Genomic DNA, 16363 nt, shown 5'->3' with positions numbered 1-16363 from the left:
ATCTTTTCAACCCCAAAAGAAAGAGCACATGCAAGATACATGTACTCTGGAATGCTTAGATAAATGCCAAAAAGCGGTCTATCCTAGCTCTGTCCTTTTACCTGAGAGTTTGAGCAGTTGCCTGCCTTGCCCCTTCGGTGCCTTTACGGTCTCTCCAGAGTTCCGTCCATTTACAGTCATGGAAAATCAAACGATTTACCACTTCTATTAAACTTCATTCGGTGTTGGTATTTAATTGATTCTCATTTTACAAAAAATGTTGGCTTTTGTCAATGTGTTTTAGAAAATTCTTATTTGACTCTGTAGAAAAAGATTGAGCATTCCCATGTGCATGAGGTGCTATTAGTTATTAAATCAATCTGTTTCACTCTTATTCCACACGATATAAGAATTGTTCTGGTTTATTATGTACTGGAAATGAAGCACGATAGAGAATTCTATCTTTACTAATATCCGAAGCGTCTGATATTAATCCATCCATTGATGTCTCGTCTGGTATTCTAACTCCTGCTGGTATGAATTGAATAAAGACTCCAAAAGCTGGACCTGAATAGCGAGCTCGTAGAAAATCATTTACTATTTCTGATTCTGCAAGGTCAACTTTAAACTGTTCTGGAGCCACTAGCCCATCCTTACTAAAAACTAAATCTTCTCCACCATTACCTTTACTCCATCTTCCCTCAATGCTAGAAAAATCCCCATTTTTTATGGAGTTAATATCCATTTTGCTAGAAACAGTTTTGCTAGTTGAAGATGATGTTGTAGCAAATTTTTCTGTTACAGATTTCCAAGTAAGATTAGATAGATTCATTCGAGTACCAGGACTAACTTCATCCTCTGTCTTGGCTTCTTTAACCTTCTCTAGTTTGTCTCCACCACTATTCAACTTCCAAATAGTATGAATGGTTTGTGGATCTCCTGCGAACGGATTCCACTGGGTATAAAGCTTCCCATCTTCTAGGAGATAGGCTTTGAATCGAGTTCCAAGCATCTGCATTTTATTTTCAGAATTGGTGAGGCGAATAACTTTCTGATCTTTGAGTGTGAAAATATCTAAAATCTCACTACCATTTTTCGAAGATACAATCAATTCATCAATGCCATTTTTATCCATATCAACCATTGCATAGGTAAAGGCTTGACTGCGTTCTGCCATCCCTGCATAGACATTAGCAGTTAGATTGATATTATCCTTAACCTCTGACTTATGGTCTAGAAGAAACTCATAATCCTTCAAAATGCTATTATAAGGACTATAATCAACGGTTGGTTTAGTTTCTTCCGTACCCTTATCTGCACTTGCCCCTCCAGGAATTTTATCAGAAACTGACTTCCAACTTAGGGTTTCTAGAGAAATGGGCGAACCGACACCAAGATCTGCTAGCTCTTGAGCTTCCTTGGCCTTCACCAAGGACTGGCCGTCCTCACTAAATTGATAGTGGGCATAGATGTGACTCGTTGCTGTACCAGCTCCACGATAGAGCAGAGAATTGTCTGGCAGGATACCGACTGTCATTCTCTCACCAATCTGGTCTAAACGATTTTCTTGATTGATCAGACGAATCACTTTTTCATCTTTCAAAGTGCGGATATCAAGCAAACTCTTCCCACCACCCTTCATTTCAAGAGCAAGCAAGAGTTCATCCACTCCGTCATTATTCAAATCCGTCTTGTGATAAACCACATCTGTATAAAAGCCTTGAGAAGACTTTACTTGACTAGCTAGGGGATTGACATCTATATCAGTCGACGAGGTGCCTTTCACTACTTTTTCGTAGTCATCCAGAACCTTGTTGTATTGGTTGTAATCTATCTCTGGACTTGCTACTTTCTCGGATGCTGGTTCAATAGTTTTGTTCCAAGGTAGATACTGACACCCTCCTAGAACTAGTGTTAGTGAAAGTGTTGTGGCTAATAATAACTTTTTCATATTGCTCCCTTATCTAAGAGAAAGGAATCAGCCCGTGCTAATTCCTTTCACTATTTTTATTTTATTTAACCCACTTACCTGAACTATCTACTTGGTAGCCATCTGGGGTACGTTCGTTGACTGCCATCTTACCATTTGATTTGAGATAGTAGTCACCTACCCATGTGTTACGAGCATAGCTGCCTTCTAATGTTAAATAATAGTATGAATCATAGTTTTTATCAAAAATCCACTCTTTTGTAGCCATCTTACCATTTGATTTAACATAATAATCACCAACCCAAGTACTGTAAGAATAGCTTCCCTCAGACGTTAGATAATAGTAGGCACCATAGTTCTTATCAAAAATCCACTCACTCTTAGCCATGTAACCACCTGATTTAAGGTAATAGTTTCCTACCCAAGAATTTTGGACAAAGTTACCTGAAGCATCTAGGTAGAAGTAGGAATTATAGTTTTTATCGAAAATCCACTTATTAGTAACTTTCGTACCATTTTGGTAGTAGGACGAACCTGACCATCCAGATGGAACTGTAGATTTTGGAATTGGAGTTGGATCTGGGGTTGGTTTTTTATCCGATTGTGGAATTGGAGCTGGATTTGGAGTTGGTTTTTTATCCGTCAGCTTCTTAATAGCCTCTTTAAACTCTTCTACAGTCCCCTTCCACTCTATGTAATTGGCACCAGACTTATTCTCAAGAGCTATATAGTTGCGATCAGATTCTTGGAAATAAGATAATTCTGGAGTAGTTTTTGTAGCCCCAATAATAGGAATATTAACAGTTCCCTTCCATCTATTAAATATTTCTGCATCATTCGGAAGAATAATATAATATTTTGCCGTTGGGATAAGAGTTTGTGTGTCAGCCTGCACCGTTTGCGCTGAAAAAGGTAGAACTCCTGTTGTGTCTACAAGAGAGACAAGACCAAATGTTGCAGCCGCTAGGCTGGTTACTAAAACTGTTTTTGACTTCATTATCAAAAACCTCCTTTAAATTTTTATTGTTTACACTAACAGTAATGTATGGACTCTACTATTTTTATGAAAAGAGTATCTGTATTTATACTTTATTTGATTTTTAAACTAACTTTTTTATATCAGGGAAACCATACTTAACTTTTTATCCATTTCTAATGACTAAGATACTTCAAAAGTCTCCCCGCAATTTTCACAGGTTAGGGAAGAACCAACCACACCTTCTGTTGGTGCATCACATGTTGGACAGTAGACTCGTTTAGCAGATAAACGATAATCTGTTTCTTTGCTGATCTTTTGTCCTTGACTTTGAATAACATCTTCATCACGTTTCTCATATTCTAAAACTGTTTTTAGACTCTTTTCATATTTCTTCATAGTAGGTGTCTTCATTAAAACAAAGAAAGATAAGACTAAGAAGAAAACAAAAGCAGAGAAAACAATCAAGTATATAGGCGAGACATAGTTTATAAATTTATCTGGAAAAGATGTGAAATATAAATAGAATTGAATACCCAAGTAGACATTAATCACAAATAGTATTGGATAAATTAACTTTGTAATGATTAAACGATGACGTCTCATTTAATTCTCCTCTCTAGATAGCCATGCTCCACAATGTCCACAGTCTTTCCCCTTACCCAATTCAAGAATGTTATAGCTACTACATGATGGACAAATGACCGCATAAGAATATTCTGTAATTTTATGTCTTGCAAAAATCCGATGTAAATTTTTAATTTCCTTCTGTTTCTTACGCTCCTCGTCTCGTTTTGACTCCTGATAAGTCATTACTAAGACAGTTACTAAACATACAAGATATGTAACAATAATGAGAATAAAGCTTAATAATTTATTTGATGATGCAGTTGTAAAAACACCGACTGTCAAAATAGCTGTAGGTAAGGTTGCATAATATTTTAAATTTTCAAAGGTGAAACATTCCTCAATATTTTCTGCTATAGAACTTCCACGAGGTCTGATACATAACAATAGTAGGGCAAAAATAATATAAGGAACATTAGGAACAGAATAGAGTATTATGATTAAAGACATCAAAGGTGTATAAGTCAAAACTCTCTCCTCCGTCCATTCTAGTAAACGAAAAATAAAGAGAGGAATTCCAATAAATATACCAATACTAGTAAAACTTACAATGGAAAAAAGTATTCCCGCTCCAGCCTCTATTCCAATATTTGACGTAAAAATCATATTGAAAACAAAAAATACTAATTGAAGAAAAAACCACTTTATAAATACTCCCAATACTCTCCAGGCAGTCTCAAAAAAACTTTCAACCTCTCCCTCATAGTATATGTTGTTTTCATCATCGTATAAATTATACATTCCATCAAGGGAATCCTTATATGATTCTTCTCCATTATATACATCATCTAAAGCTTTTGCTTTTATTTTGATATTTTCTAAAACTCCACAACTATAATAAACAAAGGCAGATAAAAGCAAAGAAAAAGAAGTAAATATAACTGGTGATGAACGTAAAAACCTTATAGTATCGAATCCATTAAATCCCCAAGATATGAGAATAACAAATAACATAGTACTCGTTAAGCCGATAAAGTATAAACTAAAAAATCTAAATATTTGATACATCAATAATCTCCCTTTTTAGTATTAAAAACATCCTCTGCATTTTCTGAGAAAGCTTCTGCCCGTTCTTTACGATAGTGGCTATCCGCTGCTGTTAAAGAGCCTATAATGGCCACCAAACCGATTGCTAGTACTTCAATAATCCAAAATAGAAAACTTGGTAAAATTTGTACTAGAGGCATCATGAAAACTTGCCCAATTATCCAAATAGCTGTAACTACATTGATTGGTAGCCAATCTGTAAATTGACGCTTGATAACCATTTGTAGGAAAAACACAAACTCTGCTATTACTAAAAATCCCAAGGCAACATAGTATAAAGAAATAGATAGATGCGGAATTAATAATCCTAAAATAATTGTAGTAATGATGGTCACAGCACCAGCTACATAAATCCAAATATTTTTACTCATATTCTTCTCCTATCTTGCCTGACCACAATTGGAACAGAACTTAGCTCCCTCTAAAAATGCAGTCCCACATTGACTACAAAACTTAGCTAAACCGATTTCTTCATTTGAAACGGATTGATTCTGATTTGGTTGTTTATCTGGTGAAGGCGTATTTCCCATACTTCCCATCAAATTACCAAATTGGGCTCCTAATCCAAGTCCCATAGATATCCCCATACCAGCTCCCATTAGGTTACCTGCAGAGCCTTCATTTTGTGCTGCTTCTTCTAAAACATCAAATTGACGCTCTTCTTGATAAGTGTAACCTTCAATGTCACGACCTGCACGTTTACCTTTGGAAGTCAAAACTCTTTGATGATATTCAAAAATCTCCTTATAACCATGACTATCTTTATTAACCTTCAGAGATTCAATATTGAATTCTTCAACACTAATCCCATATTTAGAAAAATGATTTGATAAAATTTTTGATAATTCCAAAGCTATATCATACGTGTGCTTTTCAATATCAATGACTGCAATCTTATTGTTATAAACCACCTGAGAAACAGCTGAATTGATAATGCCTATAGCAGCTTGTCTAAAGCGTTTTTGAAAGACATCAGCTGTAATCATATCTGGATGGCTTGGCATAAACTCTAAGATAAAAGTTTCTAAATCAACAATTCTCGGAATAAAGTTCCCATACGATTTTAGCTCAACAGGAATTTGACTTTCTGGATCTCTAACCAATATCGGTGACGGTGTCCCCCATCCAATTGGTTGTAAATCGTACATGTTGACAAACCAAAGGAACGAAGAATCTGGTGACACACCCCCACTGACAAAAGATTTTAGTCCAGATAGAAACTGAGTATTGTTTCCATCAATCTTATGTTTACCTTCCTCATAACTTTCAACAGCTCGACCATTTGAGAAAAAAACAGCTCGCTGACCAGGATTAACAATCAAAGTTGTTCCAGGTTTCATATTTTTATTAGGATGTCGCCAAGCTAGTATATTCCTAGTATCTTCTCCTTCATACCGAACAACTTCAAATATATTTAATGCCATAACTACTCCTTTTCATAACAACTTGTTTAGTAACTCTCTATTATTTCGTAGAGGCATTTAACAAATTATAATTATAAGTAATCTCCTTTTATATTTTGTTGTTTACGGTTACAGTATAGCATGCTATTTACCTTATTTACTAAAAGCGTATCTATATTTACCTTTATTGAACAATTACCCCCCCCCCCCCCGAAAAAACGTAACTATAATTACTTTTTTCTAAAAATTTCCTTAAAAACTGGTAGAATTATGATAGAATGAAAAAAAGGACTTGAGGAGATTTAGGATGCAAGATGAAAGTGTGTATGGATTAGTCTATAAGGCCATCCGCGAGGAGAGAGGATTTACACAGAAGGAAGCTGCTGGAACTACAGTGACTCCTCACTTTTTACGTCAGTTTGAGCAAGGAAAATCTCGAATAACCATTCAAAAATTTGAAGAGATTCTTTCTAATATTGGAATTGATAAAGAAACCTTTGATAGTCTCAAAACGCAGATGTTCCCAACTGAATTTCATAAATTACAGGCTCAAGTTGCTGATTTGGCCTATAAGCGTGAATTTAAAAAGATTATTAGCTTGATTAATCAGCCCTTAGAAAATCCTGGGATTGCTGAACACTATGTAATTGCCAATCGTGTAGTCAATAAATTTGCTATCGCAAACATCATCGGCGATTCTTTTCTGACTCCAAAAGATTATCAAGAACTAGAATATATCAAGAACTATCTTAGTGAATTGGACGATTGGAATAAAATTGAAGTGAATATCTTTTCATCTATCCTTCCTCACTTTTCAATCGAATTTTTAGACTACAGACTCTACCACTTATTAGATACTCTAAAAAAACAGACTGAATACCATTCAATCCGTACTGCTGACTACTATATTGCCTGCTTAAGAACTGCTATCAAGCATTACTCTGTTAATGGCTACTATGATAAAGCTGAAAATCTAGCGTTGAAGACTCTGGAAGTGATTAATACCTTCCCTCTACTGAGTACCAAGATGACAGAGATGATTGGTCTTTCCATGGAGCGGGCTAATAATTTTCTCAGACAAGATGATGTCAAAGGTCTAGAGCTTGCTAAACATATCTTTGCTAGTCTTGATAACTTTGAACAAATCTATCCAAATCAACTTCTGACTCGAATGAGAGAGGATTTCTTTGTTACTGTCACACAACTCAATCGCACTGGACAACCTTTAGATATCTAATCTAGAAAGCAAAAAAAGCTTGAGGAACTACATATTTCCTCAGGCTTTTCTTATCCTTTAAAAGTCACAATAGTCGCACCACTGCCTCCAGCATTTTGTGGGGCATAGCCGAAACTCTTGACATGCTTGTTTCTTTGTAGGTATTTGGTAACTCCTTCACGGATGACACCTGTTCCGATACCATGGATGATGTCAACTTGAGCCATATTATTAAGCAGGGCTTGGTCAATGAAGGCATCTAGCTCATTCATAGCCTCTTCATAGCGTTTGCCTCGAAGGTCCAGTCTGGCTTGTGGGCCACGACCAGAAGTTCGTTTCACAACATTGACCTGTTTCTTCTTGACTTGCTTTTCTTGCTGAGCTTGAACAAGGTCAAATTCTTTTTCTTCCAAGGTCATCTTGATCAAACCAACTTGGGCTTCCCAGCGACCATCCTTGAGTTGACTGGTCAGGGTACCACGCTGGCCATAACTGAGAACCACGATATCATCTCCCACCTTTGGAGCTCGTTTTTTCTTGGCCTTTTGAAGGACCTTGTTTTTAGACAAGTCCACTTTTTCAGGAGCCAATTTCTTCAGCTTGGCCTTGGCTTCAATGATTTCATGGGGTTTAAGTTGAGATTTACTGTGGAGATTTTTGAGAATCTGGTCACTTTCACTGAGGGCCATGTCTACAATCTCAGCAGCCTGTTCACGCGCCTTGTTAAGCTCGGTTTCCTTTTCACGATTGAGCTCGTTGTAGAGTTTTTTGAGAGCACGGTTCATCTTGAGATTTTCTTGCTCCACCTCACGGATATTATCCAAGCGTTTGCGACTCTCTAGCGTCTGCTCTTCCAGCTGCTCAATAATCCGATTGACATCATTGTCCTGATCGACCTGCTGACTAGCATCCCCTACGATAACTTCAGATAGGCCTAAACGTTTAGCGATTTCGAAGGCATTGCTTCGGCCAGGAACACCCTGCATAAAGCGATAGGTCGGGCGAAGAGTTGCAGTATCAAACTCCATGCTGGCATTTTGCACAAAGGCTGTCTCAATACCGTAGGCCTTGAGTTCTGGATAGTGGGTGGTCGCCATAGTCTTGACTTGACGCAGGCGAAGGTCCTCCAGAATAGCCATGGCAAGAGCGGCTCCCTCTTGGGGATCTGTACCAGCCCCCAACTCATCCAAGAGTAAGAGTGAATGTTGATTGACCTTGCCAAGAATATCCACAATATTGGTCATGTGGCTAGAGAAGGTAGACAAGCTCTGTTCAATAGACTGTTCATCGCCAATATCAGCAAAAATTTCTTCAAAAATACCAACACGACTTCCCTTGTCTGCTAAAATCGGCAAACCAGACTGAGCCATGATCTGCGTCAATCCCAGAGTTTTGAGCATGATGGTCTTACCACCAGTATTGGGACCTGTGATGACAATGGCTGTTAAATCTTGGCCAAAATGGACATCATTTGCGACGGCATTTTTGACCAAAGGATGGCAGACATGTAGCAGTTGAATTTCTTGATTTTCTGACAGCTGAGGTACGACTGCTTGCCTTTCTTGGATAAAGCGGACCTTGGCACGAATCAAGTCCAGATGGCCGATAATCCAAGCATCATTGGCAATCTCAGCCGCATGAGGGCGGATACGCTCAGAAATTTCTTGGAGAATGCGAAGCATTTCATAACGCTCATCTGCTCGCAGACTAGCGATTTCTTCGCTCAGTTTGACCACCTCACGGGGTTCGATATAGACGGTGTTTCCGCTGGCAGAAATATCATGGACGACACCTGCAATCTTATTACGGTAAGTGTTTTTGACAGGTAGAACCTGACGGCCATTTCTGCTGGCAATAATCCCTTCTGTCAACATCTGCGCTTTTTGCTTGAGCAGGTCCTGTAAAACATCGCGTACCTGACTCTCGCTATCATGGATTTTTCGACGGATGCGCGCCAATTCTTCACTGGCAAAATTTTCAATGAAACCTGCATCATTAAAGGCTTGGAGATTTCCTTGTAATTGCGGAAAATCATGTAATTTCTCAAACCAAAGGGCTAATTCTTCCAAGCTGACATTTTCCAGATTGGCATAAAAACTTTGCAGCTCTCGGCTGGCAAGAAGTACGCGCTTCAAGAGGAGGAACTCCTCGATATTGAGGTCCGCCCCCATCTCCAAACGCTTGCAGACTCCTGCGATTTCCTTGGTTGCGAGAATAGTAAAATGCGGTTGCTCGACAAAGAGAGCCTGCATTTCCTTCATCTCAGCAAAAGCCTGTTTGATTTTATCCGCTTTAGCAGTCGGAGTCAGCTGTCTCAATTGCTCCAAGCCCTGCTCGGTCAACAAATGAGGTTCAAACAAGGCCTTGACCTTATTGAACTCTAATGTTTCTAATATTTTCTTGTTCATCGTTATTTCCTTGTCTTTGAATGTCTAGGTGTATGATACTCAATAAAAATCAAAGAGCAAACTAGGAAGCTAGCCGCAGGTTGCTCAAAACAGTGTTTTGAGGTTGCAGATGGAAGCTGACGTGGTTTGAAGAGATTTTCGAAGAGTATTAGATTTTTACATTCTGATAGATTCGAGTCAAATCTGTAAACAAAGGGCTAGGAAAACTCCTGCCCTTTTTATCCGATTAAATTTGTCACCCAGATTTGTTTAAGCCAACTAGTTGTTACTGGTATGCTCTGGATGATATGTTTTGCGACGATACTCTTTTCAAGAGGATTTTGTATAACTGCCATGGGGATAGTCGCCAAGATGGTCAAGGCCATTTGCAAGACAAATAAGGTCACCAACATGGACAAGACACCTGCTGAAACTTGGAACAACTTACCACCCAGTTTTTTACTAGGAAGTAAGTGTAATAGGAGACCAAGCAAACGACCGATACTATAGACAATCCCAAATACAAGCAAGTAACCGATCCCTGCGTAAAAGACCTTATCCAGCTGAAAGAGTTGATCCGATGGGAAAAAGAAAGTTCCCTGACCTTCCTGCGGATTTGCATAAGGAAGTAATAAATGGAACTGCTCTCCAAGTCCCTTATAAAACTGGCCAGCCATAAAAGCCGATGCCATAGCTGAAATCAGGTAATAAATCTGTAAGAGCAGGCCTCTCCGATAGCCGATATAAAATCCCCAAGCCAAGACCAATAGAAGAAGGAGTGAAATCATAAGGAATCCTCAATCTTGCTCTGTTCTTGCTTGCAAGTCACAAGCTTGTGACGGAGTTCTTCTAGCTCTTGTTCCTTATCGTCAAATTCAATCTCACGGCTGAGCTGAGTTGATAAACAGTTGACTGCCAACAAAAGAGCGATTGTTTCATCATCTGCGCTAGGCATTTGTTCTTTAATTGCTTGGTATTTTTCTGTCGCAACCTTGGCGATTTCCTCCATAAAGAGATTATCATGCTCGCTTGTCAAGGTTAATGATTTTTTTCCGAATGTAAATTTGAATCGATTTAGATTTGCCATAAAATTCACCTCACGATATTATACCAAAATTCGCTAACTTTGTCAGTTTTTACAAATTTGCCTGCTTTTATGGTACAATAGAAACTATGGCAAGTATAACACTCACACCAAGTGAAAAGGAGATTCAGGCTTTTCTTGAACACTATCAAACCAGTCTGGCTCCCAGCAAGAATCCCTATATCCGCTACTTTTTGCGACTACCTCAAGCAACAGTTTCTATCTATACTTCTGGAAAGGTCTTGCTTCAGGGTGAAGGGGCTGAGAAATACGCCAGTTTCTTTGGCTATCAAGCTGTAGAGGAAACCAGGGGACAAAATCTTCCTTTAATTGGGACAGATGAGGTGGGAAATGGTTCCTACTTTGGTGGGCTTGCAGTTGTGGCTTCCTTTGTCACACCTGACCAGCATGACTTCTTGCGAAAACTCGGTGTGGGAGATTCTAAAACTCTGACCGACCAAAAGATTCGTCAGATTGCCCCTATTCTCAAGGAAAAAATCCAGCACCAGGCCCTGCTTCTCTCACCAAGCAAGTACAACGAGGTCATCGGAGAACGCTACAATGCTGTTTCTGTTAAGGTAGCCCTCCATAACCAGGCTATCTATCTCCTCCTTCAAAAAGGACTTCAGCCTGAGAAAATTGTGATTGATGCCTTTACCAGTGCTAAAAATTATGACAAGTACTTGGCACAAGAGGCCAATCGTTTCAGCAATCCTATCAGCTTAGAAGAAAAGGCTGAGGGCAAATACTTGGCTGTCGCAGTTTCTTCTATCATTGCGCGTGACCTCTTTCTGGAAAATCTTGAAAATCTGGGACGAGAACTGGGCTATCAACTTCCAAGTGGAGCTGGAACTGCTTCTGATAAGGTAGCTAGCCAGATTTTGCAAGCCTATGGCATGAAGGGACTCAATTTCTGCGCCAAGCTACACTTTAAAAATACTGAAAAAGCGAAAAAACGCTTAGAAAGGTAAATTATGAATTCATTTAAACATTTCCTAAAAGAGTGGGGATTATTCCTCCTAATTCTGTCATTACTAGCCTTAAGCCGTATCTTTTTTTGGAGCAATGTCCGCGTAGAAGGACATTCCATGGATCCGACCCTAGCGGACGGTGAAATTCTCTTTGTTGTCAAACACCTCCCTATTGACCGTTTTGATATCGTGGTGGCCCATGAGGAAGATGGCAATAAGGACATCGTCAAGCGCGTGATTGGAATGCCTGGCGATACCATCCGTTACGAAAATGATAAACTTTACATCAATGATAAAGAGACGGACGAACCTTACCTAGCAGACTACATCAAACGTTTCAAGGATGACAAACTCCAAAGCACTTACTCAGGCAAGGGATTTGAAGGAAATAAAGGCACTTTCTTTAGAAGTATCGCTCAAAAAGCCCAAGCCTTCACAGTCGATGTCAACTACAATACTAACTTTAGCTTTACTGTCCCAGAAGGAGAATACCTTCTCCTCGGAGATGACCGCTTGGTTTCTAGCGACAGCCGCCATGTAGGTACTTTTAAAGCAAAAGATATCACAGGGGAAGCTAAATTCCGCTTCTGGCCAATCACCCGTATCGGAACATTTTAAGAGACCTAAGAGGCCGAGAATCAAGAATCTCAGCCTCTTCTTCTATCGTGAGAATATGATTATTCACTATCCAGTTTGATTAAGATAGAAACAAAGTTATACTCAATGAAAATCAAAGAGCAAACTAGGAAGCTAGCCGCAGGCTGCTCAAAATACTGTTTTGAGGTTGCAAATGGAAGCTGACGTGGTTTGAAGAGATTTTCGAAGAGTATTAACTCTCACCTATTTATGCAAAGGAATCTTATGGAAGTTTATTTTTCAGGAACCATTGAACGGATTATTTTTGAAAATCCCAGCAATTTTTATCGCATCCTCCTCCTAGAAATCGAAGATACGGACGCAGAGGATTTTAATGATTTTGAAATCATTGTCACGGGCACCATGGCTGACGTGATCGAGGGAGAAGACTATACTTTTTGGGGGCAAATTGTCCAGCACTCCAAGTATGGGGAGCAACTGCAAATCAGCCGATATGAACGCGCAAAACCAACTAGCAAGGGCTTGGTCAAGTACTTTTCAAGTAGCCATTTCAAGGGGATTGGTCTCAAGACAGCTCAGAAAATTGTGGATACATATGGCGACAATACCATTGACGAAATTTTGCAACACCCAGAAAAGCTAGAAGGCATCTCAGGACTCTCTGCCAAAAATCGTGAGGCTTTCGTTTCCACCCTTCGTCTCAACTACGGAACAGAGATGGTTTTGGCCAAACTTGCCAACTACGGCATTCCCAACAAACTAGCCTTCCAGATTCAAGACTTTTACAAGGAAGAAACCCTTGATGTGGTTGAAAACTATCCCTACCAGTTGGTTGAGGATATCAAGGGTTTAGGCTTTACCATTGCTGACCAACTAGCAGAGGAACTAGGTATCGAAAGTCAGGCTCCAGAACGCTTCCGCGCCGGTCTAGTACATAGTCTTTTTCAGACCTGTATGGAAACAGGGGACACCTATGTTGAAGCACGGGATTTGCTGGAACAAACCCTTACTCTCCTTGAATCTTCTCGCCCCGTGGAACTGGACCCCAGCCAAGTGGCCCAAGAACTCTCCTACCTGATTGAAGAAGACAAGGTTCAGCAGATTGATACCAAAATTTTTGACAACAGCCTCTTTTTCGCCGAGGAAGGCATCCGCAGTCACTTGGTTCGTATCCTTGAAAAAGGAAAACAGAAGAGTCATGATTTAGAAACCATTCAAAAACATATCGCTACTGTCGAGGAAGAGCTGGGAATTGAGTATGATAATATTCAAAAACAGGCTATCTGTGATGCTATCCAGAACAAGGTCTTTATCCTGACAGGTGGACCTGGTACTGGTAAGACAACTGTTATCAATGGGATCATCGCTGTTTACGCCCTGTTAGAGGGACTTGACCTCAGGAAGAAAAGCAACTTGCCGATTCTTCTTGCTGCTCCAACTGGACGAGCTGCTCGACGCATGAATGAATTAACAGGCTTGCCTAGCGCGACCATACACCGTCATTTAGGAATGACAGGTGACGATGATACCAGTCATCTGGAAGATTATCTGGATGCTGACTTTATCATCGTAGATGAATTTTCCATGGTAGATACTTGGCTGGCCAATCAACTCTTCTCCAACATCTCTTCTAACAGCAAGATCCTTATCGTGGGTGACAGCGACCAGCTCCCGTCTGTCAGTCCCGGACAGGTTCTAGCGGATCTACTCCATATTCCCTTAATTCCTCAGACTCGCTTGGAAAAAATTTACCGGCAAAGCGAAGAATCAACCATCGTCACCCTAGCTAGTCAAATTCGACAGGGCATCTTGCCAGCTGATTTTACCCAGAAAAAAGCTGACCGTTCCTACTTTGAAATTGCTAGCGGACATATTCCTGCTACCATTGAAAAAATCTTAGGGGCTGCCCTCAGAAGTGGTATCCCTGCCCGTGATATCCAAGTTCTGGCTCCCATGTACCGAGGAACAGCAGGGATTGATGCCATCAACCAGCTCATGCAAGACCTGCTCAACCCACCACAAAAAGATCAACTCAGTTTTGAAGCTCCCCAGTGCCACTATCGTAAAGGAGACAAGGTCATTCATTTGGTCAACGATGCTGAAATCAATGTTTTTAATGGGGATTTGGGAACCATAACAGACCTGATTCCTGGTAAATACACCGAGTCGAAGCAAGACGAGATTGTCATTGATTTTGATGGCAATGAGGTCTCTTACCCACGTAACGAATGGTACAAGATTCGCTTGGCCTATGCCATGAGTATCCATAAATCACAAGGAAGTGAGTTCCCTGTTGTCATCCTGCCTATCACTAGTGCTAGTAGGCGTATGCTGGAGCGCAATCTCATCTACACAGCCATTACACGCGCCAAAAGCAAGCTTATCTTACTAGGCGAATTACAGGCCTTTGATTATGCAACCCAACACATCGGAACTGCCCGAAAAACCTATCTGATTGAACGTTTCAGTGACCTACTAGATAATGTTGAAGAAAAGCAACCAGCTGTCTCTGAAACAGCCACATCAAGCGCCTCTGAAGAATCCTACATCCTGACCGAAGAAAACTGGGACAGCATCCCCGCCATGATTGGGATTACAGACGCAGACCTCAAAGAGATTTTTGGAAAATAGTGTATAAGAAAACCCACCTAATCAGGTGGGCTTTTTGTTTATTAATACTCAATGAAAATCAAAGAGCAAACTAGGAAGATAGCCACAGGTTGCTCAAAGCACTGCTTTGAGGTTGTAGATAGAACTGACGAAGTCAGTAACATATATACGGTAAGGCGACGCTGACGTAGTTTGAAGAGATTTTCGAAGAGTATAAGATTATTTAACTGTTGCTGTGCTTGTAATCAATTCAACAGCTTTTTTGATTGTGATATCGTGTTTCAACATATCAGCTGAAAGCAAGCTTTGTACTTGTGCAACTTCCATGTTGTAATCTGCAGCCAATTGCTCGATTTCTTTTTGGATTTCTTCTTCTGAAGCGTCAAATCCTTCAGCTTTGGCAACTGCTTCGATAACAAGGTTAGTCTTAGTACGTGACTCAGCTTCTGCTTGGTATTGATTGTGAAGGTCTTCTTGAGTAGTTCCAGTGATTTGGAAGTACATGTCAGGGTTGATACCTTGACGTTGCAAGTTTCCAAGGAATTCGTTTACTGAGCGGTGAACTTCTTCGTGAATCATTTCTTCTGGAAGTTCTACGATTTCAGCGTTTTCTACAGCTTTATCAATTGCTGCACCTTCAACTGCATCTTTGTAAGCTTCTTCTTTAGCAGCAGCCAATTCGTTGCGGTATTTTTCTTTCAATTCAGCAAGTGTTTCAACTTCTTCGTCGATGTCTTTTGCAAGCTCATCGTCAAGAGCTGGAACTTCTTTAGCTTTTACTTCGTGGATAGTTGTTACGAATTTAGCTTCTTTACCTGCAAGATCTTCTGCTTGGTAGTCTTCTGGGAATGTTACGATAACATCAACAGTTTCGCCAGCTGAGTGACCTACCAATTGGTCTTCGAAACCAGGGATGAATTGACCTGAACCAAGTCCAAGTGAGAAGTTTTCACCTTTTCCGCCATCAAATTCAACACCGTCGATAGAACCAACGAAGTCGATGACAACAGTGTCACCGTTTTCAGCCGCAGCTTCTTTGATAACCAATTCAGCCAAGTTATTGCGTTCGCGTTCGATACGCTCTTCAACGTCAGCGTCAGTTACTTCTTTTTCTACATCAACTGATACTTCAAGGTTTTTGTAGTCACCCAATTTTACTTCAGGTTTTGTAACAACTTCAGCAGTGATAACCCAGTCTTGACCTTTTTCCATTGAAGTTACGTCAATTTTTGGTTGAGCAACCACTTCAAGACCAGCTTCTTTTACAGCTGCTTCATAAGCATTTGGCAAAAGAGCGTTCATAACGTCTTGGTAAAGTGACTCTTCACCAAATTTTTTGTCGAAGATAGGACGTGGAAGGTGACCTTTACGGAAACCTGGAACATTAAGAGATTTCTTCACTGAGTTGAAGACACGATCCAATTCTGGTTTGATTTGGTCTTGAGAGATAGTGAAAGTCAAGACACCACGGTTTGTTTCTTTGTTTTCAAATGATACAGACATTCTGTCATTTCTCCTTAAAATTTTTTAAATACA

The 16363-nt window shown here is 39.9% G+C and carries 14 protein-coding genes and 1 riboswitch; of the genes, 4 read left to right on the top strand and 10 right to left on the bottom strand.

The window, feature by feature from the left end; translation table 11 throughout:
* Positions 1-79 precede the first annotated feature (79 nt).
* A riboswitch (glycine riboswitch) is annotated at positions 80-168 on the bottom strand.
* 202 nt (positions 169-370) lie between these two features.
* The 6 genes from FJR77_RS08400 to FJR77_RS08375 all read right to left on the bottom strand — a co-directional run bounded on the left by FJR77_RS08400 (position 371) and on the right by FJR77_RS08375 (position 5983).
* Entirely contained in the window at positions 371-1930 is a 1560-nt protein-coding gene (locus tag FJR77_RS08400; RefSeq protein WP_140834371.1) for a DUF6287 domain-containing protein, read from the bottom strand.
* Between the two features lie 61 nt (positions 1931-1991).
* Complete coding sequence (locus tag FJR77_RS08395) at positions 1992-2906, bottom strand: N-acetylmuramoyl-L-alanine amidase family protein (protein ID WP_140834369.1); 915 nt, start codon at positions 2904-2906, stop codon at positions 1992-1994.
* 162 nt (positions 2907-3068) lie between these two features.
* Entirely contained in the window at positions 3069-3491 is a 423-nt protein-coding gene (locus FJR77_RS08390; protein ID WP_140834367.1) for an MFS transporter, read from the bottom strand.
* Entirely contained in the window at positions 3492-4520 is a 1029-nt protein-coding gene (locus FJR77_RS08385; RefSeq protein ID WP_140834365.1) for a hypothetical protein, read from the bottom strand.
* Positions 4520-4930, bottom strand: coding sequence for a hypothetical protein (locus tag FJR77_RS08380; protein WP_140834363.1), 411 nt, complete (start codon positions 4928-4930; stop codon positions 4520-4522). Before FJR77_RS08380 ends, FJR77_RS08385 begins: the two co-directional genes overlap by 1 nt.
* A 9-nt stretch (positions 4931-4939) precedes the next feature.
* Complete coding sequence (locus FJR77_RS08375) at positions 4940-5983, bottom strand: SPFH domain-containing protein (protein ID WP_140834361.1); 1044 nt, start codon at positions 5981-5983, stop codon at positions 4940-4942.
* Positions 5984-6269: 286 nt separating this feature from the next.
* On the opposite strand from FJR77_RS08375, the gene FJR77_RS08370 reads away from it, so the two are divergent.
* Positions 6270-7199: a helix-turn-helix domain-containing protein gene (locus FJR77_RS08370; RefSeq protein ID WP_140834359.1), complete on the top strand. Its 930-nt coding sequence runs from the start codon at positions 6270-6272 to the stop codon at positions 7197-7199.
* A gap of 50 nt (positions 7200-7249) precedes the next feature.
* Here FJR77_RS08370 and FJR77_RS08365 read toward each other — a convergent pair whose 3' ends face one another.
* The 3 genes from FJR77_RS08365 to zapA all read right to left on the bottom strand — a co-directional run bounded on the left by FJR77_RS08365 (position 7250) and on the right by zapA (position 10652).
* The gene (locus FJR77_RS08365; protein WP_140834358.1) at positions 7250-9586 is read right to left on the bottom strand and encodes an endonuclease MutS2; all 2337 of its coding nucleotides are present in this window, start codon (positions 9584-9586) and stop codon (positions 7250-7252) included.
* A 218-nt stretch (positions 9587-9804) separates the two neighbouring features.
* Complete coding sequence (locus FJR77_RS08360) at positions 9805-10353, bottom strand: CvpA family protein (protein WP_140834355.1); 549 nt, start codon at positions 10351-10353, stop codon at positions 9805-9807.
* Entirely contained in the window at positions 10350-10652 is a 303-nt protein-coding gene (zapA, locus tag FJR77_RS08355; RefSeq protein WP_000002019.1) for a cell division protein ZapA, read from the bottom strand. The genes FJR77_RS08360 and zapA overlap by 4 nt, the downstream gene beginning before the upstream one ends.
* A gap of 86 nt (positions 10653-10738) precedes the next feature.
* Here zapA and rnhC point away from each other — a divergent pair, with 86 nt between their 5' ends.
* The 3 genes from rnhC to recD2 all read left to right on the top strand — a co-directional run bounded on the left by rnhC (position 10739) and on the right by recD2 (position 14848).
* Positions 10739-11620: a ribonuclease HIII gene (gene rnhC, locus FJR77_RS08350; protein WP_140834353.1), complete on the top strand. Its 882-nt coding sequence runs from the start codon at positions 10739-10741 to the stop codon at positions 11618-11620.
* Positions 11621-11623: 3 nt separating this feature from the next.
* Entirely contained in the window at positions 11624-12238 is a 615-nt protein-coding gene (gene lepB / locus FJR77_RS08345) for a signal peptidase I (RefSeq protein ID WP_049523793.1), read from the top strand.
* A 243-nt stretch (positions 12239-12481) separates the two neighbouring features.
* Positions 12482-14848: an SF1B family DNA helicase RecD2 gene (recD2, locus tag FJR77_RS08340; RefSeq protein WP_140834351.1), complete on the top strand. Its 2367-nt coding sequence runs from the start codon at positions 12482-12484 to the stop codon at positions 14846-14848.
* A 198-nt stretch (positions 14849-15046) separates the two neighbouring features.
* Here the strand turns inward: recD2 and tig are convergent, their stop codons facing one another.
* Positions 15047-16330, bottom strand: coding sequence for a trigger factor (gene tig / locus FJR77_RS08335; RefSeq protein WP_054435119.1), 1284 nt, complete (start codon positions 16328-16330; stop codon positions 15047-15049).
* Positions 16331-16363: the final 33 nt, after the last annotated feature.

It is taken from the genome of Streptococcus shenyangsis (assembly GCF_006385785.1).
Lineage (GTDB): Bacteria > Bacillota > Bacilli > Lactobacillales > Streptococcaceae > Streptococcus > Streptococcus shenyangsis.
The sequence above is the reverse complement of the archived record's forward strand: the minus strand, read 5'-3'. Positions and strand labels throughout refer to the sequence as shown.